This is a genomic window from Selenomonas sp. (genome assembly GCF_057272215.1).
The window spans coordinates 22342-43095 of sequence record NZ_DBHIUY010000007.1 but is presented as its reverse complement, the minus strand read 5'-3'; the positions used below and the strand labels follow the sequence as shown (position 1 = coordinate 43095).

The 20754-nt window shown below is 55.9% G+C and carries 23 protein-coding genes; 1 reads left to right on the top strand and 22 read right to left on the bottom strand.

Annotated features, from left to right (window positions below; translation table 11 throughout):
* Positions 1-68 precede the first annotated feature (68 nt).
* The 12 genes from ACO5Z0_RS07625 to ACO5Z0_RS07570 all read right to left on the bottom strand — a co-directional run bounded on the left by ACO5Z0_RS07625 (position 69) and on the right by ACO5Z0_RS07570 (position 10364).
* Complete coding sequence (locus tag ACO5Z0_RS07625; protein WP_485649796.1) at positions 69-1718, bottom strand: putative manganese-dependent inorganic diphosphatase; 1650 nt, start codon at positions 1716-1718, stop codon at positions 69-71.
* Positions 1719-1813: 95 nt separating this feature from the next.
* Positions 1814-2449, bottom strand: coding sequence for a SagB/ThcOx family dehydrogenase (locus tag ACO5Z0_RS07620; protein ID WP_485649795.1), 636 nt, complete (start codon positions 2447-2449; stop codon positions 1814-1816).
* A complete protein-coding gene (hisIE, locus tag ACO5Z0_RS07615) occupies positions 2442-3149 on the bottom strand; it encodes a bifunctional phosphoribosyl-AMP cyclohydrolase/phosphoribosyl-ATP diphosphatase HisIE (protein ID WP_485649794.1) in 708 nt (235 codons plus the stop codon). The genes ACO5Z0_RS07620 and hisIE overlap by 8 nt, the downstream gene beginning before the upstream one ends.
* Complete coding sequence (gene hisF / locus ACO5Z0_RS07610) at positions 3146-3904, bottom strand: imidazole glycerol phosphate synthase subunit HisF (RefSeq protein ID WP_485649793.1); 759 nt, start codon at positions 3902-3904, stop codon at positions 3146-3148. The genes hisIE and hisF overlap by 4 nt, the downstream gene beginning before the upstream one ends.
* A 1-nt stretch (position 3905) precedes the next feature.
* Complete coding sequence (gene hisA, locus ACO5Z0_RS07605) at positions 3906-4637, bottom strand: 1-(5-phosphoribosyl)-5-[(5-phosphoribosylamino)methylideneamino]imidazole-4-carboxamide isomerase (protein ID WP_485649792.1); 732 nt, start codon at positions 4635-4637, stop codon at positions 3906-3908.
* Between the two features lie 303 nt (positions 4638-4940).
* On the bottom strand, positions 4941-5552 hold the full coding sequence (gene hisH / locus ACO5Z0_RS07600) for an imidazole glycerol phosphate synthase subunit HisH (protein WP_485649791.1): 612 nt from the start codon (positions 5550-5552) through the stop codon (positions 4941-4943).
* A 10-nt stretch (positions 5553-5562) separates the two neighbouring features.
* Positions 5563-6147 (bottom strand): imidazoleglycerol-phosphate dehydratase HisB, encoded by a 585-nt coding sequence (gene hisB / locus ACO5Z0_RS07595; RefSeq protein WP_485649790.1) that lies wholly within the window; start codon positions 6145-6147, stop codon positions 5563-5565.
* A 1-nt stretch (position 6148) separates the two neighbouring features.
* A complete protein-coding gene (hisD, locus tag ACO5Z0_RS07590) occupies positions 6149-7498 on the bottom strand; it encodes a histidinol dehydrogenase (RefSeq protein WP_485649789.1) in 1350 nt (449 codons plus the stop codon).
* On the bottom strand, positions 7495-8163 hold the full coding sequence (hisG, locus tag ACO5Z0_RS07585; RefSeq protein WP_485649788.1) for an ATP phosphoribosyltransferase: 669 nt from the start codon (positions 8161-8163) through the stop codon (positions 7495-7497). Before hisG ends, hisD begins: the two co-directional genes overlap by 4 nt.
* 182 nt (positions 8164-8345) lie before the next feature.
* Entirely contained in the window at positions 8346-8870 is a 525-nt protein-coding gene (locus tag ACO5Z0_RS07580) for a phosphohydrolase (RefSeq protein WP_485649787.1), read from the bottom strand.
* Positions 8867-10051, bottom strand: coding sequence for an ATP phosphoribosyltransferase regulatory subunit (gene hisZ / locus ACO5Z0_RS07575; RefSeq protein ID WP_485649786.1), 1185 nt, complete (start codon positions 10049-10051; stop codon positions 8867-8869). Before hisZ ends, ACO5Z0_RS07580 begins: the two co-directional genes overlap by 4 nt.
* Positions 10038-10364, bottom strand: a complete 327-nt coding sequence (locus tag ACO5Z0_RS07570) for a YerC/YecD family TrpR-related protein (protein WP_485649785.1) — start codon at positions 10362-10364, stop codon at positions 10038-10040. Before ACO5Z0_RS07570 ends, hisZ begins: the two co-directional genes overlap by 14 nt.
* A 262-nt stretch (positions 10365-10626) precedes the next feature.
* On the opposite strand from ACO5Z0_RS07570, the gene ACO5Z0_RS07565 reads away from it, so the two are divergent.
* Positions 10627-11523 carry a site-specific integrase gene (locus tag ACO5Z0_RS07565; protein ID WP_485649784.1) on the top strand — a complete coding sequence of 299 codons (897 nt, stop codon included), beginning with the start codon at positions 10627-10629 and terminating at the stop codon, positions 11521-11523.
* A gap of 126 nt (positions 11524-11649) precedes the next feature.
* Here the strand turns inward: ACO5Z0_RS07565 and ACO5Z0_RS07560 are convergent, their stop codons facing one another.
* From ACO5Z0_RS07560 to ACO5Z0_RS07515, 10 genes are all read right to left on the bottom strand, one after another.
* Positions 11650-12150 carry a cob(I)yrinic acid a,c-diamide adenosyltransferase gene (locus tag ACO5Z0_RS07560; RefSeq protein ID WP_485649783.1) on the bottom strand — a complete coding sequence of 167 codons (501 nt, stop codon included), beginning with the start codon at positions 12148-12150 and terminating at the stop codon, positions 11650-11652.
* A 55-nt stretch (positions 12151-12205) separates the two neighbouring features.
* Positions 12206-12625, bottom strand: a complete 420-nt coding sequence (ndk, locus tag ACO5Z0_RS07555; protein WP_442675971.1) for a nucleoside-diphosphate kinase — start codon at positions 12623-12625, stop codon at positions 12206-12208.
* 14 nt (positions 12626-12639) lie between these two features.
* Entirely contained in the window at positions 12640-13179 is a 540-nt protein-coding gene (locus ACO5Z0_RS07550; protein ID WP_442672455.1) for a gamma carbonic anhydrase family protein, read from the bottom strand.
* A gap of 129 nt (positions 13180-13308) precedes the next feature.
* Positions 13309-14535, bottom strand: a complete 1227-nt coding sequence (locus ACO5Z0_RS07545; protein ID WP_485649782.1) for a tRNA nucleotidyltransferase/poly(A) polymerase-related protein — start codon at positions 14533-14535, stop codon at positions 13309-13311.
* 35 nt (positions 14536-14570) lie between these two features.
* On the bottom strand, positions 14571-15494 hold the full coding sequence (thrB, locus tag ACO5Z0_RS07540; protein WP_485649781.1) for a homoserine kinase: 924 nt from the start codon (positions 15492-15494) through the stop codon (positions 14571-14573).
* Positions 15488-16795, bottom strand: coding sequence for a homoserine dehydrogenase (locus ACO5Z0_RS07535; RefSeq protein WP_485649780.1), 1308 nt, complete (start codon positions 16793-16795; stop codon positions 15488-15490). Before ACO5Z0_RS07535 ends, thrB begins: the two co-directional genes overlap by 7 nt.
* 14 nt (positions 16796-16809) lie before the next feature.
* On the bottom strand, positions 16810-17283 hold the full coding sequence (locus ACO5Z0_RS07530; protein ID WP_442672451.1) for an ACT domain-containing protein: 474 nt from the start codon (positions 17281-17283) through the stop codon (positions 16810-16812).
* A 111-nt stretch (positions 17284-17394) separates the two neighbouring features.
* Positions 17395-17985: a glycerol-3-phosphate 1-O-acyltransferase PlsY gene (gene plsY / locus ACO5Z0_RS07525; RefSeq protein ID WP_485649779.1), complete on the bottom strand. Its 591-nt coding sequence runs from the start codon at positions 17983-17985 to the stop codon at positions 17395-17397.
* Positions 17982-19310: a ribosome biogenesis GTPase Der gene (gene der, locus ACO5Z0_RS07520; RefSeq protein WP_485649778.1), complete on the bottom strand. Its 1329-nt coding sequence runs from the start codon at positions 19308-19310 to the stop codon at positions 17982-17984. Before der ends, plsY begins: the two co-directional genes overlap by 4 nt.
* Positions 19307-20719, bottom strand: coding sequence for a DUF512 domain-containing protein (locus ACO5Z0_RS07515; protein WP_485649777.1), 1413 nt, complete (start codon positions 20717-20719; stop codon positions 19307-19309). The genes der and ACO5Z0_RS07515 overlap by 4 nt, the downstream gene beginning before the upstream one ends.
* Between the last annotated feature and the right edge of the window lie 35 nt (positions 20720-20754).

Below are 20754 nucleotides of genomic sequence, written 5' to 3'. Positions count from 1 at the left end.
CAAATTCAGCTTGCGCACGGCAAGCGAAAAGGCTGCCGCAGTATACTGCAACAGCCTATGGTAGGAACTCACTGCTTCTTGATCAATTTGACGGCTTCCGAAAGCGGCGGAATGATCTGCTTCTTGCGCGACATGACGCCGGGCAGATAGATATGCGTGCCGCTGGCATCCTTATGGAATGCCTCTCCGATCAAGGTCTTGGGCGATCCTGTATAGAGCAGATGCGTTCCCTCGGCGATGATGTCTGTGACCATGACGAGGCTCATGTCATAGCCCTCTTTCTTGCAGACGTCCGTCATGCTTTTGATGATTTCCGTTTCGATCTCCATGACTTCCTTCGGATCCATCACGGAAATCTGGCTGACAATGACACGGTAATCACCGATCTGGAACTCCTTCATATCGTTCTTGGTGATCTCAAGCGGCGACATGTTGCCGATGCCAGAACCTGCCTTGAGCATCGCCATACCATACTCCATCACATCGACGTCGGCGATTTCCGCCAGACGCTCCGCCGTTTTCTTATCGTACGGCGTGCAGGTCGGCGACTTGAAGAGTACGGTGTCGGAAAGGATCGCCGAGAGAAGCAGACCTGCAATCGACGGCGGGATATCGACATCTCGATGCCAGTGCATATTTGCCACGATCGTCGCCGTGCAGCCCACAGGCTCTTGGCGCGTGAAGATCGGCTCGCTCGTCTGGATGCCGCCGAGACGATGATGATCGATGATCTCAAGGATCTTCGCTTCCTCGATACCCTCGACCGCTTGTCCACGCTCATTGTGGTCGACTAAGATGACGCGCTCGCGCTCCGGCACCATGAGCATGTCCTTGCTAACAAGACCGACGAGCTTGCCATTTTCTACAACGGGATAATTTCGGTAGCTGTACTGTTCCATCGTACCCTTGATGTCGCTCAAAAGATCGAGCGGCTTAAAGGCGACGATCTCCTCCTGCATGATGCGCTTGACGGGAACGCACTGGTTGATGAGTCGCGCACAGGTATACGTGTCGTAGGGCGTATTGATGATGAGCATGTGACGCGCTTCTGCCTCTTCGATGACGCTTGCCGACACCCTGCCGTTGCCCGTGACAATCATGCAGTCGATTCCCTGCTTCAAGCAGTCGATCAGCGTTTCGTCCCTACGGTCGCCGATGAGAACGACATCGTGTTCTTTGACGACATCTTGAATCATGTGGATGCTGCCGGCGGCGATGCGCACATTGCCGCGAATCTTGCCGCCCTCGTCGCCGCTGACGATAACTTCACCGTCGATGACACGAATCATATCGCGGAAGGAAACGCCGGCGTCGGCAAGATTCTGCATACTGAGTTCCTTGAAGTAGCGCTGCGCGAGATCACTGACCGTCACAATGCCGACAAGCTGCTCTTCTTTATTGACGACGGGAACGGACTTCAAATCGTTTTCACGCATGATTTCACCGAGATGGCGCAGACTGTCTGTCTCCTTGACGACGGTCTTGCAATCAAGCGTGATATCCTTCACGCGCGGATAGAGATCCGTGATGAGGAGCGGCTGCTCCACGCGGAAGTGGTTCAGCGCGAATTTCGTTTCCTCGTTGATCTTGCCCGCACGTGCCGGCACGACATTTTCTCCCATCGCCTGTTTCAGATGCGCATAGCCGATCGCGGAGCAGATGGAATCCGTGTCCGGGTTGCGATGCCCTATCGTATAAATCGGTTTCGTATTTTTCATCGAAAAGAAGCCTCCCGTTTTCAGATGACATATCACGGTTTTCATTATAGCCTACGATGCGCACGAAAAGCAAGCCCGCATCGGCACGATAGAAGTCATATCTTGCCGATGCAGGCTGTATGCACGATCTTTTTCTCCTCACCGTCGAGCGCCAGCGCTTGATGCAGTGCGGCTTCATCAAAGCGACCGACAGCACATGCGCCCAAGCCCAAAGCCTGTGCTGTCAGATAGAGATTCTGCCCGACATGACCGGCATCAAGATAGATATACTCGTAGACCTTGCGCCCGTATGCGCGTATGCCGGAGAGGATGTCGGCGACCCAGAGGAACATCGCCGCGCTTTCTCGTACCATCGCTTGCTGCTTAAAAGCAGCGAGCGCATCCTGTGCAAGCTCTTCTGCAACATCCAGCTTCTTCAGCACATGTTCCACAGGCAAGAATTGATAAAAGCCTCGGGGGACGTCCTCTGCGTTCGAAAGATACAGCAAGGTCGTCAACGGATGGAGCGCCGCTGCCGACGGGACGTTTCGCAGCGTGCGTCCGCTTTCGGCGACCATCTTGACACCTTGCGTGCACCAGAGGAGATAGGAAAGCTCCTGCAAAGACAACGGCTCCGTTGTATATTGCCTGCGGCTTGCGCGAAGCTCGATGAGTTCGAGGAAGTTGATTGCTTTATCCGGCAGAAGATCCGGCTCGGGCAGGCGCAGGATTGCAGCGTTCATCTCAGACATCGGGACGCACGCCGTCCTTGCCCGTGAATTGATGATAGCTGCCGCCGCTCCTGCGGTTCATCAACTCGACGAACAGCTCGTCGGGCACGATGTTGTGGAACGCGAGAAGCACGAGACAATGATACCAGAGATCGCCCATCTCATAGAGGATGTCGCTCTTCGCCATATTCTTCGAGGCGATGATGGTTTCGGCAGCTTCTTCCCCCACTTTTTTCAGGATCTTGTCCTGTCCCTTGTCAAAGAGATAATTCGTGTACGAGCCGTCGACCGGGTGGACGCGCCGCTCTTGAATGACGTGATAGACGGCATTGAGGACTTCCGCCAGCGAGGTCTGCGGCTCATCAGAGATGACGGCGATGCCCTTCTCGTCCTTGCCCAGCCTGCGCCCGCTGAAGCACGAGTATGTACCCGTGTGACACGCGACGCCCGTCTGATGAACGCGCACGAGAAGCGTGTCGCCGTCGCAGTCGTACGAAATCTCTTTGACCTGCTGCACGTTGCCCGAAGTTTCTCCCTTGCGCCAAAGCTTTTTGCGCGAGCGGCTGTAAAACCATGTGAATCCCGTTTCCAAGGTCTTTTTCAGCGATTCCTCGTTCATGTAGGCGAGCATCAGAACTTCGCCGTTTTCCTCCTGCACGATGGCAGGAACAAGACCCTTTTCATCAAAATGTATCATGGAAATATCAACAGAAGTATTCATAATCTGACCTCCACTCCACGATTCTTCATATACTCCTTGACTTCCCTTATGGTAAATTCGCCATAGTGGAACACCGAAGCGGCGAGAACGGCATCCGCCTTTCCCTCCGTCAGCACATCGTAAAAATGCGAGAGCTTTCCCGCACCGCCCGAGGCGATGACAGGCACAGGAACACTTTCGGAAACGGCGCGTGTCAACGCGATGTCATAGCCGTCCTTCGTACCGTCGGCATCCATGCTTGTCAAAAGGATTTCCCCTGCGCCGAGCGCGACGCCCTGCTTCGCCCATGCGAGGCAGTCCATGCCCGTCGGCGTTCTGCCGCCGTTGATATAGACCTCCCATCGACCTTCGCCGCTCTTTCGCGCGTCGATGGCGAGGACGATGCACTGCCTGCCGAACCGCTCCGCGCCAAGGCGCAGAACTTCGGGGGCTTTGACCGCCGCCGTGTTGAAGGACACTTTATCCGCGCCCGATTTCAACAGTCTTCGTATGTCCTCGGGCGTGCGTATGCCGCCGCCGACCGTGAACGGAATGAACACCTCGGACGCGCAGGCCTCGGCCACCTGTACAATGGTCGAACGCTCCTCGTGCGATGCTGTGATGTCGAGGAACACCAGCTCGTCGGCGCCTTCGCGGTCGTAACGCGCCGCAAGCTCCACAGGATCGCCCGCGTCGCGCAGACCGACGAAGTTCGTGCCTTTGACGACGCGCCCGTTTTTGACATCGAGGCAGGGAATGATGCGCTTCGTATACATTTTACCTCTCTCCTTCGGCGATTTCAATGGCTTTTGCTAAATCGAGCGCACCCGTATAGATGGATTTGCCGACGATCACGCCGCATACCCCCTCGGCTTCGAGCGCTTTCAAGCGGCGGATGTCAGCGAGCGAGCTTACGCCGCCCGAAGCGATGACCGACGCGCCGCTCTCCTTGGCAAGAGCGACCGTCGCCTCCGCATTGACGCCCGCCAGAGTTCCGTCGCGCGAAATATCGGTGTAGATGATCGTGCGGACGCCCGCCTTGACCATGCGCCGCGCCAGCTCGCCCGCTTCTACATCGCCCGAAACGCCCCAGCCGTCAACGGCGACGATGCCGTCCTTGGCGTCGATGCCCACGACGATACGCTCCTTGTACCGTTGACAAGCCTCTTTTACGAGTTCCGGCTCCTGTACCGCTACGGAGCCGAGGATCACGCGATGTACGCCGAGGGCAAGCGCCGTTTCGATATGTTCGAGCGAACGGATGCCGCCGCCCAGCTCCACCGGAAGCTCGACGCTGTGCAAGATACGCTCGACCGTATCGAGGTTCATCGGCTTCTTTGCCAAAGCGCCGTCCAAGTCCACGAGATGAAGGAAGCGTGCGCCGGCATTTTGCCATTTCCGCGCCATTTCTTCCGGTCGGTCGGAAAAAACAGTTTCCTTTGCAAAATCTCCCTTGAACAAGCGTACACATTTGCCGTCTCTTATATCAATCGCCGGAATGATGAGCATACCTTCCGCCCCCTATGGATGTAAGGAACCACTGATAAATTCAGCCGCCCATCTTCACACATCTGCACTGTCCTCTCGTCGTCGACAAATCCTAGACGTAGCTCTACTACGCCTGCGGTTTGTCTCCTTACTGAGCCGTCCAAGAGCCAAGTCCGAAGGACGCAGGCGATTGGGCAACGGCTCGTATGCGAAAACGTCCCAAGAATGCAAGCGCGAAGCGCGCCGCATGATTGGCTGACGTTGACCGCTATAGGCACAGCGCATCTGTGCAAATCTGGGCAACTTCATTTTATCAGCGTTTCCTTAAAGATTCACAAAATTCTTCAAGATTGCGCTGCCGACCGCACCCGATTTCTCGGGATGGAATTGGACGGCTTGAACATTGTCCTTCGCCACCGCCGCCGTGACGCATTCGCCGTACGTCGTCTGCGCCGTGATGATTTCAGGCGCTTCGGGCGCCGCATGGTAGCTGTGGACAAAATAGACGTAAGCGCCTGCTGAAATCCCTCGGAAAAGGTCGTTCTCCCCGCGCCTCTCTCTAAACGTCAAAGAGTTCCATCCCATGTGCGGAATCTTGAGCTGCGGCGCTTGAATACGGCGCACTCTGCCCGAAAAAATCCCGAGTCCATGAACGCCCGGCGATTCGTCGCTGCCCTCGAAGAGGATCTGCAAGCCCACGCATATCCCGAGAAGCGGCTTTCCTCCTTCGATCTCGCGCCGAATCACAGGAATCAGTCCCGTCGCTTCCAAGCGCTTCATACAGTCGCCGAACGCGCCTACACCGGGCAAAACGAGTTTTTCCGCCGCCGCGATTTTTTCTGCATCGTGTGTGACTTCCACCGCTGCACCCGCGTATAAAAGCGCCTTTTCCACGCTGAAGAGGTTTCCCACGCCGTAATCAATGACTGCAATCATGCCGATCCTCCTACAAAACACCCTTGCTCGACGGCACGCCTTCGATGCGTGGATCCTTGGCAACGGCGATGCGCAGCGCATGACCGAGCGCCTTGAAGATCGCTTCGATCTTGTGATGCGTATTCCTACCGTAAAGCACCTTGGCATGAAGCGTGATGCCGGCGTTAAAGGCAAAGGCGCGCAAAAATTCCTCCGTCAGCTCCGTATCGTAGCTGCCGACGACGGGCGTCATTTCGCCCCCGTCGTAGACGAGATACGCTCTGCCGCTGAGATCGAGCGACACAAAGGCGAGCGCTTCATCCATCGGCAGATAGAAGGAGCCATAGCGCGTGATGCCCGCCTTGTCGCCGAGGGCGTCGCGAAACGCCTGCCCCAAGGCGATGCCGATGTCCTCGACGGAATGATGCCCGTCCACCTCAAGATCGCCACGGCACTGAATCTCCAAGTCGAAAAGCCCGTGTACGGCGAAAAGCGTCATCATGTGATCGAAGAAGCCGATCCCCGTATGGCTCTCGCATTTGCCCGTGCCGTCCAGAGCGATGCGAAGCGCGATCTCCGTTTCGTTTGTCTTCCGCTGAATCTCGGCTTGCCGCATATCAATCGCTCCTCCCTTGGCTGCGCAGACGCACGGCATTGGCATGGGCGTGCAGCCCCTCCGCTTCCGCAAGGCGTATGATGTCCGCCTCCACCTCATGCAGAGCATCCTTCGTATAAGAAATGATGCTCGTGCGTTTCATGAAGGTTTCGACGTTGAGCACGGAGTAGAATCGTGCCGTGCCGCCCGTGGGCAGCACATGGTTGGGGCCTGCGAAGTAGTCGCCCAAAGGCTCGGGCGAGTACGCGCCGAGAAAGACGGCGCCCGCATGGTGCACATAAGGCAAGAGTTCAAACGGCTGCTTCGTCAAAAGCTCCAGATGCTCCGGCGCGGAGATGTTCGCATACTCTATCGCCTCCATGATATGGTCGGCGATGACGATAAGACCGTTCTGCTCGATCGACGCACGGGCGATCTGCTCCCTCGGCAGTCCCTTGAGTTGCTCCTCCACCAAGGCATCGACCTCGTGCGCGAGCGCTTCGCTCGTCGTGATGAGAATGCTCGATGCCAAGGTGTCATGCTCCGCTTGACTGAGCATGTCGGCTGCCGTATAGGCGGGATCCGCCGTTTCATCAGCGACGATGAGGATCTCGCTCGGCCCTGCCAGCATATCGATGTCGCAATGCCCGTAAACCGCCTTTTTCGCCAGTGTGACGAAGATGTTGCCGGGGCCTGTGATCTTATCGACGCGCGGAATCGTCTGCGTGCCGTAAGCCATAGCGGCAATCGCCTGCGCACCGCCGATCTTATAAATCTTCGATACGCCCGCGATTTTCGCCGCAAGAAGCACATAGGGATTGATCTTGCCGTTTTTCGGCGGCACCATCATGAGGATTTCACCGACGCCCGCGACAGCGGCAGGCACGGCGTTCATCAAAACGGACGACGGATACGCCGCCGTGCCGCCCGGCACATAGATGCCCGCACGGTCGAGCGGTATCAGTGACTGCCCGAGAATCGAGCCTTTCTCGCGGTATGTCAGCCACGAGTTTGCCTTTTGCTCCTCGTGATAGCTGCGTACATTGTGCGCGGCTTTTTCCAGCGACGCGACGATCGCAGGATCGGCGGCTTTTGCCGCTTCGGCAAACTCTTCTTCCGATACTTGAAAATCTTCGGGAGAAAAATCCGTGCCGTCAATGAGCTTCGTATACTTGACGACAGCTTCATCGCCATGACGGCGCACATCCTCGACGATGCGCAGGGCGACCTCCGCCGCCGTGAGATCTGTGCCGAAAATTTTCTTATTTGCCTCGCGTATCTTAGGGCTGAGCTGCACCTCGTCGAAGGGCGGCTTCGTCAACAGCTTCCGAATCGCGTCCTTTCCGAGCGCTTTCGCCGATACAATCTTCATCGTTTTGCCTCCCCGCTTTCCAATGTGCCGCGCAAATCTTCGACCAGACGATAGATTCGATCAAACTTCAGCTTATAGCTCACGCGATTGACAATAAGCCGCGCCGACGCATCCATGATGTGCGCGATCTCCTCAAGGTTGTTCTCCTTCAGCGTCGTACCCGTTTCTACGATGTCCACGATGCTCTCGGAAAGCCCGACCAGAGGGCCAAGCTCAATCGAACCGTTGAGCTTGATATACTCCATCTGCATCCCCTTTTTCGTAAAAAACTGCTCGGCGATATGCGGAAACTTCGTCGCGACACGCGTATGCGCATAGTCCGTGAGCTTTGCCCGCTTCTCAGCCTTGTCCACCGCCATCATCAGATGACATTTGCCAAAGCCCAAGTCAAGCACCTCATAGACGTCTTTCTCCTCTTCTGCGAGAACGTCCTTGCCGATAACGCCGATGTCCGCCGCACCGTATTCGACGTACGTCGGCACGTCCGCCGTCTTTGCGACGATGAAACGAATCTTCTTCTCCTCGTTGGCGATGATGAGCTTGCGCGACTTCTCTTCCAAGCCCTCCGCCGTATAGCCGACGCGGGAAAAAAGTTCCTTGGAAAGCCCGAAGAGTTTGCCCTTCGGGAAAGCAATCGTCAAGTATTCCTTGCCGTTTATATCCATTCCTTGCACCTCAAATCACTAGGGAAACGCTGATAAAATGAAGTTGCCCAGATTTGCACAGATGCGCTGTGCCTATCTAGGAGACAAACCGCAGGCGTAGCAGAGCTACGTCGAGGATTTGTCGACGACGAGAGGACAGCGTAGATGTGTGAAGATGGGCGGCTGAATTTATCAGTGGTTCCCTAATTCATGTTGTCCGCCTGCCGCAGTAAACGCAATTCCGCTGCATCGGATGAAGCGGGCGGACTGTGGTGCAGGCGTATGACGGCAGCCTCTTTGCCGCACCCCAGCAGCCGCAATTTCTCGCTGCCGATCTCCGCATGATGATAATAGACATAGAGCGCATGACGCCAAAAGCCGAAAACTCCGTCGCGCGAAAGAGCCGCAAAGCGGCGGGAAAGCTGCGGTAAAAAACGGTGCAAAAGGACGACGCCGACCTTGCCCCAGAGACCGAGATCCCCTTGCACGCGCCCCACATCATGAAGAAGCGCGATGCGCACGAGAAAATTTTCGTCGATGCCGTCTTCCGCACGCGCCAGCTGCAGCGCCGTATATGCCGTATGAACGGCATGACGCTGATCGATGACGTCCATCGCATAGAAAAGCGCACGTTCCTCTTCACTCAGAAAGCGGCGGACAAACGCATGGTCACGTTCACGCAAACGCGCCGTAAGCGCATGAAAAAATTGCAGAATCCTCTGTTTCATGAAATATAGATCAACTCTTGATAGCCCTTGCTTTTTCTATACGCATCGGCAATCTGCTCCGTTTGCGCCTGAAATGCTATTTCAGCGACTTTCCCCTGCGCCCGCAGCCGCTTTGCCTCCTGCAAGGCTTTGGGGAGCTGATCGTGCGCATAGGCGATGTAGCAGTCCTTTTGGGGCAGAGTCTTTTCGCGGCTCTGCCGCTCCTTCGCCAAGAGCAGACGCTCGATGCCGAGCGCGAAGCCCGTGGCAGGGCAGGCATTGCCGAATCCCGCGAGCAGCTGGTCGTAGCGTCCGCCGCCGCAGATCGGATAGCCCAGCCCCGGGGCATACGCCTCGAAGACCATGCCTGTGTAATAATTCAAGCTGCGGATCACGCCGAGATCAAAATAGACGGCATCGGCAACGCCATATTCCTGCAAGAGCCGATAGATTTCCGACAGATTGTCGAGCGCACGTCTGCCCTGCTCGTTCAAGGCGATACTGTAAGCTTCCTGCAGCACATCTTCCTTTCCGTGCAGCGTGGGCACCTTTTTCATGCTCTCTTTTGCCGCAGCGGAAAGATTCGTTTCCTCCGTGATCGCGGCAAGCGCTACCAAATCATGACGCTCCAACGCATGTGTGACGCGCTCTTGCTGCGATTCCGTGAGATGCAGCTGGCGCATCATGCCGCTGATGAAATCCACCTGCCCGAGACAGACTTGGAACTCCTGCAAGCCTGCCGCCTGAATGCTCTCGATTGCCAAAGCAATGACTTCGGCATCGGCCGTGACATCGTTCGTGCCGATCAGCTCGACACCGCCCTGGTTGAATTCGCATTGACGCCCCGCCTGCGCCTGCTCCGAGCGAAAGACGTTGCTGATATAGGCGAGCTTTAAGGGCAAAGGCTCCTCTTTCATACGGCTCGCCACAAGACGCGCGATCGGCGTCGTCATCTCATGGCGCAGCGCCAGCGTGCGGTTATCCTTATCAAACAGCTTGAACATCTGCGGCTCAAGGGAGCGTCCGCTGCCGATCGTCAGCGTATCGAGATACTCAATCGCAGGCGTCGCGACTTCATCGTAGCCCCAGCGGTAAAAAAGCTCCATGAGAGCGGCTTCCACGCGGCGCTTTTCCTGCGCTTCCTGCGGCAGAAGATCTCGTGTTCCGTAGGGAATCCCGAACATCCATTCATTCTCCGGCATTTTCAGTCACCTCTCGCTCCTCTTGGCGGCGCATCCTTTCCAATACGAGCTCATAGCCGTCAGCACCGTAATTCAGGCAGCGCTTCACGCGGCTGATCGTCGCCGTGCTGGCGCCTGTCCGCTCCACGATCGCATCGTATGTATTCCCCTGCCGCAGCATAGACGCCACCTCAAGGCGCTGCGCCATCGCCTTGAGCTCGGCGACCGTGCAAATATCCTCGAAAAAAGCGTAGCTTTCCTCTGTATCACGCAAATGCAGCACAGCCGCCATGAGCTGATCGCTCAACTCATTTCGCAGCTTTTCATTGATCATATCCATCCCGCCTTTTATTTCAAACATCGATTTCCTTTAATGCTTTACAATACGAAAATACCATTTTATTATATCATCTCTCGAAAGAAGCTGCAAGTTCCTCTGACAATTCTCTCAACATCTTGTATAATAGAGTTATATTTGCCAAATTTCCATTAAAGCATGGGGTGTTTTATCAATGGATATACGCGAAGATTTCATGCTCGCTCATAATCAAAACGTCGAGCAAAACGAAAAACTTTCCGCAAAAAGCAAGCGGCGTATGCAAAAGAGCAAGGCGTTCAATACGATCAAATCCTACGCAAGCGACTGGAACGATTTCGCTGACTGGTGCGAGCATCAAGAGAAGTGCGCCCTGCCCGCCGAGCCGGAAACCATCGTCAACTATATCAACGACTTGGCGGACAACGCGAAAGCAAACACTGTCTCTCGCCGCGTCACGGCGATCTCAGAAAACCACATCGCCGCCGGCTACAAGCGCGACAATCCCGCACATTCCGGCCTTGTGCGCAACGCCATGTCCGCCATTCGCCGCGAAAAGGGTACGTTCCAGCACGGCAAAGCGCCGATTCTTTTGGAGACGCTCTATCTGATTGCCGACGGCTTCGGCGAAGATGAGACCTCGATTCGCGACAAAGCGCTGCTTCTCCTCGGCTTTGCCGGCGCTTTTCGCCGCTCGGAGCTTGTCGCACTCTCTGCCGAGGATATAAAATTTTCCGCAGAAGGCATGGTCGTCTTCATCGGTAAATCGAAGGGCGATCAGCTCGGCAAGGGCAGCTATATCGGCATCCCCTATGCACCCGATGCAGAAATCTGCGCCGTGCGTGCGCTCCGTGCTTGGCTTTCCCTCAGCGGCATCAAAAAAGGCCCGCTCTTTCGCCCGTTCAAGCGCAACCATGAGCTGCGCGATACACAGCTTTCGGACAAGTCCGTGGCTCTCATCGTCAAGAAATACATCAAGAAGGCGGGACTCAGCGAAGAGGATTTCGCCGGACACAGCCTGCGGCGAGGCTTCGCCACGAGCGCCGCGCAGCACGATGTCGATGCTCTGACCATCATGCGCCAGACGCGCCACAAGTCGGAGAAGATGGTGCATCGCTACATCGAGCAGGGAAATATCTTCAAGGACAATCCTTTGGCACGCATGTATGGAAAATAAAGGACGCGTTCCCTAACACCTCGGACTCGCTCGAAAATATGAATCGCGACAAAAATCCCTCCTGTTGCAGAAAAAAACTACAACAGGAGGGATTTTCTATGCCAAGATCATATAGAAGCACAGCGCTTACTCTGCCTCTTCTTCCAGACGCATGAGCATGAAGCAATAGTCGGAGAGGCGGTTGAGGAATACGCGATCTTCTTCGTGAAGATCATCCTCTTTCGCCAGAGCGCAGAAGCGGCGTTCGGCGCGGCGCACCGTAGTACGCGCGAGGTCGAGCATTGCGCCTGCCTGCGTCGCACCCGGAATCAAAAAGTGATCGAGTTTCGGCAGCTTCGCATCGATGGCGTCAATATCCTTTTCGAGCATTTCCGCATCCTCGCGCGTAATCATCGGTTTTTCCCCAAGACTCGCAATGTCTGCCATAAGAAGCGGCAGCTTCTTCAAAAGTGCAAAAATCTTCTCTCGCACGATTTCTTTTGTCGCAAAGGCTCGCGCCATCGCGAGAGCCGATCCTACTTCATCCACAGAGCCGTAGGTCTCGACACGCAGCGAATTTTTGTCCACGCGCTCACCTGTGTAGAGACTCGTCTGCCCCTTGTCCCCCGTTTTCGTATAAACGCCCATCTTCATCACCCCAACGCAGTCAAACGATCAAAAAGCTCGCGGCAAAAATATCCGATCAGTCGAGAACTTCAATCGCGCTGAAGAAAATAGCGATCTCACGCGCTGCACTCTCGGGGCTGTCGGAAGCATGAACGGCATTTTTGCCGACGCTCTCGGCGTAGAGTTTGCGAATCGTTCCTTCGGCAGCCTCCGCAGGATTCGTCTTGCCGTTGAGTTCACGCACGCGAGCAATGGCGTCATCACCTGCGAGTACCATAGCGACGAGCGGCGCCGACGTCATAAATTCTTCAAGTTCTGCATAGTAGGGGCGTCCGATATGCTCGGCGTAATGCTTCTTTGCCACGCGCGGCGTCATCTGCATGAGCTTCATCGCGAGGATCTTAAGCCCCGCCTTTTCGTAGATGGCGATGATATCGCCCGTGTGCTGCTTCTCGAAAGCGTCCGGCTTGATGAGTACCAAAGTCTTTTCCTGCATCTTCATATCTCCTTTTACTTTCCTTGATGTTCCCGCGCTTCGCGCTCCTCCCGATAAACTCGGGCGAGCTTGCAGTAGTTCATCGCCGAGGCGTGCACCGCCTCGACCTCATCTTCGCGCAGCGCGCGGACAATGCGCGAAGGATTGCCGTAGACCAGGGAATCATGCGGAATCTTCTTGTGCTGGGTCAGAAGCGTCGCCGCACCGATAATCGTATTTTCTCCGATCTCCGTATAGCCGAGCAAGGTGGATCCCATGCCGATCAGACAGTTGTCGCCGACCTTACTGCAGTGGATCAGCGTGTTATGCCCGATCGTCACATAGTCGCCGATGACCGTCGGTGTGTCGCCCATGACATGAATCGTTGCATTGTCCTGCACATTCGTATACCTGCCGATGACGACGGGCTGCAAATCGCCGCGAATCACAACATTGAACCAGATGTTCGCCCCTTCCCTGATCGTCACATCGCCGATGATCGTCGCGTTCGGCGCGATCAAAGCCGTCGGATCGATCTTCGGCGATATGCCTTTATAAGGCAGAATGACTGCCATGCGAACCACTCCTTCTTGTTTCCCTTATCTGACAGAACTATTATAAGGAATTTTTCCTTTCTTGTAAAGAAGATCGCCGCAAGCACGGGGTTTTAAGCAGTCTGCGGAAAAAGACGAACGGCGGCAAAATCAAGCGGAAAGATACCGCTTCAAGAGCCGCCCACGCTCTTCACGCAGCCATTTTCCAACGGCGGCTCCATAAAGAGCAGGCGGCGCTTCACTGCCGCGCACCTGACGCAATCTTTCGAGCAGCTCCGCGCCTCGTGAAAGATATGGCGGCAGAGAGCCGTGATCGGCGCGGATGATGCAAAGAAAATCGGGGAACGAAAGCCCCGATTTTTCGATCATAAACAGAAGATCAGCGATCTTGCCCGCCTTTTTTAGAAGAGGTGCGCGCATGTGCTCTCGGATGACGAAGCGAGCCGCCGTCAGCCACGTCTTCGGCAGTGTCATACGTGAATTCCACGATTCGAGCACTTCGACGCCGCGCACTTCGTGCCCGTAATGATGCGGCAGCATTTCTTTGGGCGTCGTCCCCTTGCCGATATCATGAACCAACGCGGCAAAACGCGCAGCAGGCGTCGGCGTCACCCTCGCCACAGCATCGACGATCTGCATCGTGTGGCAGAAGGCGTCGCCCTCGGGATGGCACTCGACAGGCTGCATTTTTCCCTGTAAGGCAAAGATTTCGGGAAATACTGCGGATAAGAGCTTCGCCTGCGCCAACGCCAAAAAGAAGCGCGACGGCTCAGGCGCGGCGAGTGCACGTGAAAGTTCATGCACGACGCGCTCGTGCGGCTCTTTTGCAAGCTCCGCCGCACATAGAGTCATCTGCGCCACGGTATCTTCGTCGATGGAAAATCCCATCTCCGCTGCTTGACGAGCCGCGCGTAATGCCCTTACGGGATCTTCGGAAAAGTGATGCGACGTCGCGCGGATCCGACGGTGCGCGACGTCGTCGCGTCCGTCGTAAGGATCAATAAATTCCATCTTAGGCAGGTGAAACGCCATGCTGTTGATGCGCGTATCACGGCGGAAAAGATCTTCTTCGATGGTAACTTCCTTGCCAAAGTCGACGGAAAATCCCGTGTAGCCGCGCCCCGACTTTCTTTCCCTGCGTGCAAAGGCGATCTCCGACGGCACACCGTCAATCTGCATCTGATAGACAGGAAAGGAACGCCCGATAAGGGCGGCTTGCGGAAAAAGCTGCATGAAAGTCTGCCGTTCCAGCCCCGTGACGACAAAATCCTTATCCTGCGGCTCAACTCCTCTGAGGCGATCACGCACCCAGCCGCCGACAAGATAGACGTTGCCGCCGACGCTTTCCACCGCCTTGACGAAATCCTCCTGCCGCATACATTACACCTCCCGCATCGGTACTTTTTCACACGTCAGCGGTTCTTCAAAACTCTCGCACCGTGAGCGTCAATCGAGAGCCGTAGCGCGTGCGCCGCGATCTCATGTTTCGCGAAAGCCTTGACCATAGCTTCTGCCACCGCTTCTTCATTCTCCAAGGTATAGGCGATAAGGCACGGTCCGGCGCCGCTGAGGCTTGCCCCCAGAGCGCCCGCGCGTCGTGCAGCATAAAAGACATCCGTCATGCCGGGGATGAGCTTTTCTCTGTACGGCTGATGCAGAGCGTCGGCAAACGCATTGCGCAGGAAGCGCGGCTGCCCTTTCGTCAGCGCAGCGACAAGAAGCGCCGCACGACTCACGTTGAATATAGCATCTTTCATTTTCACCTGTTCGGGCAGCACGCTTCGGGCAAGCCGCGTTGAGAGAGGAAATTCCGGCACGGCGATGACGAGTTTCAGCGGCATACGCGGCATCAGAGAGAAGCATTCGACTTTGCCGCGCGTGACGACACTGATCGTGAAGCCGCCGAAGATCGCAGGCGCAACATTGTCGGGATGACCTTCGATGTCCGTCGCCATCTGCAGAAGCTCGCGCCTGGAAAAGCGATTGCCTAAGAGGGCGTTCGTCGCCTTGAGCCCTGCGACGATTGCGGCAGCGCTGCTGCCAAGACCGCGCGATAAGGGGATATGGTTCGTCATGCGAATGCGAAAGCCTCTGATTTCATCGTCGAGATGCGCACGCCTCAAGATCGTACGAATGGCGCGAAGGACGATGTTGCGCGCGTCACACGGGATGTTTTCCGCACCTTCGCCCTCAATTTCGATGACAAGCTCTTCTTCTTGCTTCAGCGTGAGTTCCAAATCGTTGTAAATCGTACAGGCAACGCCGATGGAGTCGAATCCAGGCCCGCAGTTCGCACTCGTACCCGGCACGCGCACACGAATCGTTCGGTTCAGCATGACATGCCGTCCTCCTGTGTACTTTCCACGCGAATGATGCTGCGAATCTCGCTGATGACGGAGAGCTTCTTGAGATCTGCTGCAGCTTCCTGCAGCTCCTTATGCTTGACGATATGCGTGACCGCGACGATTTCTGCACGTGTCTTATAACTTCTCGTCTGAATGACGGATTTCAAGCTGACCTTATGATTGCCAAACGCCGTTGCAATGGCGGCAAGTACACCCGGCTCATCATCGACGAGGAGTCGCACATAGTAGGACGCCTTTGTTTCTTCCACGGGGCAAAGCCCCTTATGTGCATAGCATGTGCAGTGCAGACGGCCGAAGGTGTCGAGCTGCATATCGCGTGCAATATCGATGACGTCAGCGACGACCGCCGAAGCTGTCGGCAATGAGCCGGCGCCGCGCCCGTAGAACATCGCCTCGCCGATCGCGTTGCCGCGCACGAAGATGGCGTTGTAAACATTGTTGACGGATGCGAGCGGATGCGTTTTCGGCAAAAACACGGGATGCACGCGCACATCGACGCCCGCCTCGCCAAGGTCGCGTCCGATGGCAAGGAGCTTGATGACGTAGCCGAGCGCTTTGGCGTACTCAATATCCTCGGGAGTGATACGCGTGATGCCCTCGACCGATACATCCTCGAAGCGGACGCGCGTGTTGAAAGCTATGGACGCGAGAATCGCGATCTTACGCGCCGCATCAAGACCCTCGACATCAGCGGCAGGATTCGCTTCAGCGTACCCCTTCGCCTGCGCTTCTTTGAGTACACTGTCATAGTCCGAGCCGTTCTCTGCCATCTGCGTCAGCATGTAATTCGTCGTGCCGTTAATGATGCCCATGATCTCTGTAACGCGGTTTGCTGTCAGGCACTGCTTCAACGGCATGACGATGGGAATACCGCCGCCGACGCTCGCTTCAAAATGGAAGTCCACGCCGTATTTTTCCATCGTCTCGAACATGTCCTTGCCGAACTGCGCGACGACATCCTTGTTCGCTGTCACGACGTTTTTTCCCTTTTCCATCGCCAGCAGCATATACTCACGCGCCGGATGAATGCCTCCAAGAAGCTCGATGACGATGTCGATTTCCTCATCGTTTAGGATTTCATCCACATTCTCTGTCAGATGCAGCCCTTCCATATAGGGGCGTTCTTTTTTTGCATCACGCACGAGCACGGACTTCAGCGTGAGTTTCACGCCCGCTTTTGCCGTGATCTCCCGCACATTTTCCCGAAGGACGCGCACGACGCCTGTACCGACCGTGCCGAAACCCAGCATACCGATCTTGATTTCTTTCATCTCTTCACCTTTCATCACGCCTGACCGAGAACCTCAAGGCGCTTCACACCGTCTACCATGCGCAGTTTGTCGAGAAGCGCTTCGAGATCCACCGAGAGATTCGCCGTTTCGATGGAAACCGTTGCATTCGCCACACCTTGCAGGGGGATTCCCTGATTGATTGTCAGCACGCTGCCCGAGTCTGCCGAAATCGTGTTGAGCACGCTCGAAAGGACGCCCTTCTTGTGTTCAAGGAGGAGCGTCAGCGAGATGATCTTGTTGCGGCTTGCCTCGTAGAAAGGAAAGACGTAATCCTTGTACTTGTAATAGGCGCTGCGGCTCAATCCCATGCTGTCGACCGCCTCATTGATCGTGCGGGCGTCGCCGCGCTTGAGCATTTCCTTCACGCGAATCGTCTTTTTGATCGCTTCGGGCAAGATCTGCTCCTGTACGAGAAAAAATCCGCTCTGCGATTTTTGATCTTTGTTCTCTTTACGTTCTCTTGGCATAAAAAACTCCTCCTGCATTGTAATTCCACGTTTGGAATTATATCATTATCTCACACCATTGTACAATCCCTATAGACATTTGGCAAGAGAAGAATTTTCATCCATCCCTATTCAACGATGCCCCGCCTTGATCTTGCTTTCCGTACCGTTCAAAAGTCTCGTGATGTTCGTATGGTGGCGCACAATAACGAGTACGGCAGCGAGTACGCCAAATGCCAAATATTCCGTTGGATAGGCGAATAAAAAGGCGAAGATCGGCACGAGCACCGCACCGACGATGGAGCCGAGCGAAACGTAGCGCGTCACGAACACGATGCCGAGCCATGCAAAAAAGACGATGCCCGTGACTGCCGGCATCAGCATGGCAATGACGCCAAGCCCTGTGGCGACGCCTTTACCGCCCTTGAATCGCAAAAAGACGGACGCCGAGTGACCAAGGATCGCGGCGATGCCGCCGATGACCATGGCGAGCGGCGTGCCCACGAGCAGCATAGCGATGTAAACACCGAGGAAGCCCTTGAGAAAATCAAGCAGGAACACGACCGCACCCGGCCCTTTGCCCAAGGTGCGGTAGACGTTCGTCGCGCCGATGTTACGGCTGCCATGTTCGCGGATGTCGATATGCCAGATCGCGCGGCACAAAATCAGACCATTCGGCACAGATCCCAGAAGATAGGCGAGTATACAGGCGAGCAGCGTCATGGCTCTTCCTCCTCCCTGCCGCGCACGATAAGGCGCAGAGGCGTCCCTTCGAAGCCGAAACTCTCACGCAGCTTGTTTTCAATGTAGCGCAGATACGAGAAGTGCATGAGCTCCGGCTCGTTGACAAAGACGATGAACTTTGGCGGGCGGATGTCCGCCTGCGTGATATAGCGAATCTTGAGCTGCTTTCCCTTGTGCGCGGGCGGCGGATTGACCGCGATCATATCGCGCACGAGATCGTTCAGGATGCTTGTCTTAACGCGCATCGAAGCCTGTTCCGCCACATACTTGACAAGGTCGGTGACGCGCGCGACGCGCTGATGCGTGAGCGCCGAGGTGTAGAGCACAGGCGCGTATTGGATGAAGCCCAGCTCGATGCGCAATTCATCGGTAAAGCGCAGCGTGGATTTATCGTCTTTATTTTCGTAGATGTCCCATTTGTTGACGATGAGCACGACCGCCTTGCCCGATTCATGCGCATAGCCTGCAATCTTCTTGTCCTGCTCCGTGATACCCGCCGTGGCGTCAAGCACGACGAGCACGACATCGGCGCGGTCAACGGCACGCAGCGCACGCATGACGCTGTAACGCTCGATCGGTGCGTCGATTTTCCCCTTGCGGCGCATACCTGCCGTATCAATGAGGATGAACTTCGTGTCCTCCGCCATGAAGTGCGTATCGATGGCATCGCGCGTCGTGCCCGCAACATCGCTGACGATGACGCGATCCTCGCCCAAGAGTGCGTTGACAAGCGAGGACTTTCCTACATTCGGGCGGCCGATGACGGCAATGCTGATCTCATCCGGCTCTTTTTCTTCCGCGCTTCCCTCGGGAAAGAGCGCGACGAGCGCATCGAGCAGATCGCCGAGATTCATTGCGTTCGTTGCGGAAATCGGCACAGGATCGCCCAAGCCGAGGTTATAGAACTCGTAGACATCGGCATCCTGCTTGGGTGAATCGATCTTATTGACCGCCAAGAGCACAGGCTTCTTCGTCGTGCGCAGTATTTTGCCGACTTCTTCATCGGCAAGCGTCAGCCCTGCACGCCCATCGACAAGGAAGAGGATGACGTCCGCCTCCTCCATAGCGATCTGCGCCTGCTGGCGCATTGAGCGCAGGATGACGTCGCTTGTATCAAGCTCGATACCCCCCGTATCAATCATCGTAAATTCTCTGCCGAGCCATTCGGCGTCCAAATAGATACGGTCGCGCGTGACGCCCGGCAGGTCGTCGACAATGGACACGCGCTTTCTGCCCAGTTTATTGAAGAGCGTGGACTTTCCTACGTTGGGTCGTCCCACGATCGCCACGATCGGTTTGCTCATTCCATCCCCTCCTTTTTTTCTTCCCGCGGCTTCGTATACGCCGCATTGCTCTGCCACATGTAGGACGCTGCTGCGTCCGCCACGCCGCGATAATGCTCCCAATCGAGAAGCGCACGCGCGAGGTCGCTGCCGCCCTGCGCCGTTTCGACGCGAAGCTGCGGCACGGCGCGGCGAAACGCTTCAAGCGTCATATCGTCGAGCAAAATATTTTCCCCTGTACGAAGCGCAGATTCGGGCAAAATGACGCCATCCGGCGCATCGGGAAGCTGCGCAAGCGCACGCAGCATATCTTCGCCCGTCAAAAGCCCCGATACATTGACCGATCTGCCGAAGTAATCATTTTCCACACCCAGGCAATCCACGGCAAGCCCCGGTACGGAAATCTCTGCCACAAGTTCACGAAAAAGCGGCGCGACCGACGTACCCGAAAGAATCACCAGATGCAGCGGAGCGTCATATCCCTTGGGCGCACCAAAATTCTCTACGGCCTTTTTCCACTCTTCGATGAAATTACGTGCAAGCCCGATGCCGTTGTCAAGCTGCGGAAAGCCGTCGTATGCCTCGACAGGCGGCACAGGAAGTCCCGCGAGGAAATAGAATTCGTCGCCCAGATAGACGAAACCCTTGCCCATTTTCTCCCGTGCCCGTCGTTGCCACGTCTCGATCTGGCGAATGACGGCAGCCGCTCCTGCGCGATCGAACATCTTCAACGGATAGCAGCCGTCTCGAAAGCGCGTAAGTCCAACGGGCACAATGGCGAGTGACAAAGCGTGCGGCTGTCTTGCCAAAAGCTCCGCCACCGTGCGGTCAAGCTCCTTGCCATCGTTGAGCCCCGGGCACAGAACAACCTGCGTATGGTACTCGACGTCCGCCGCGTCGAGCCGATCGAGATGCCGAACGATCTCAGCCGCACGCTTTGTATTGAGCATGGCGGCGCGCAGGTCGGGATTCATCGCGTGGACGGAAACGAAGAGCGGCGAAAGATGGTAGCGCTCAATGCGCTGAAAATCCCGCTCACGCATATTCGTCAGCGTGACGAAGTTGCCATAAAGGAATGACATGCGATAATCGTCATCTTTGACCGACAAGCTCTTTCTCATGCCCGGAGGCACCTGATCAACAAAGCAGAAATAGCAATGGTTGCCGCACGAACGTATACCGTCGAATACAGCGGACGCGAACTCAACGCCGAGTTCTTCGTCGCAGTCCTTGTCAAAGGCAAGCAGTTCCTGCTCACCATCCGCATGTTCGACGAGAAGCTCAATCTCTTCTTCAGCAAATGCGAAGCTCAAATCAATGATGTCGCGCAGTTCCTGCCCATTGACAGCAAGGATCTTATCGCCTGCCGCAAGTTCCAGTTCTTCCGCCAAACTTCCCGGCGATACACGTATGATTTCCCCAGACAACATGCTTTTCCTCTGACTTTTCTCGGGATGTCGCCCCG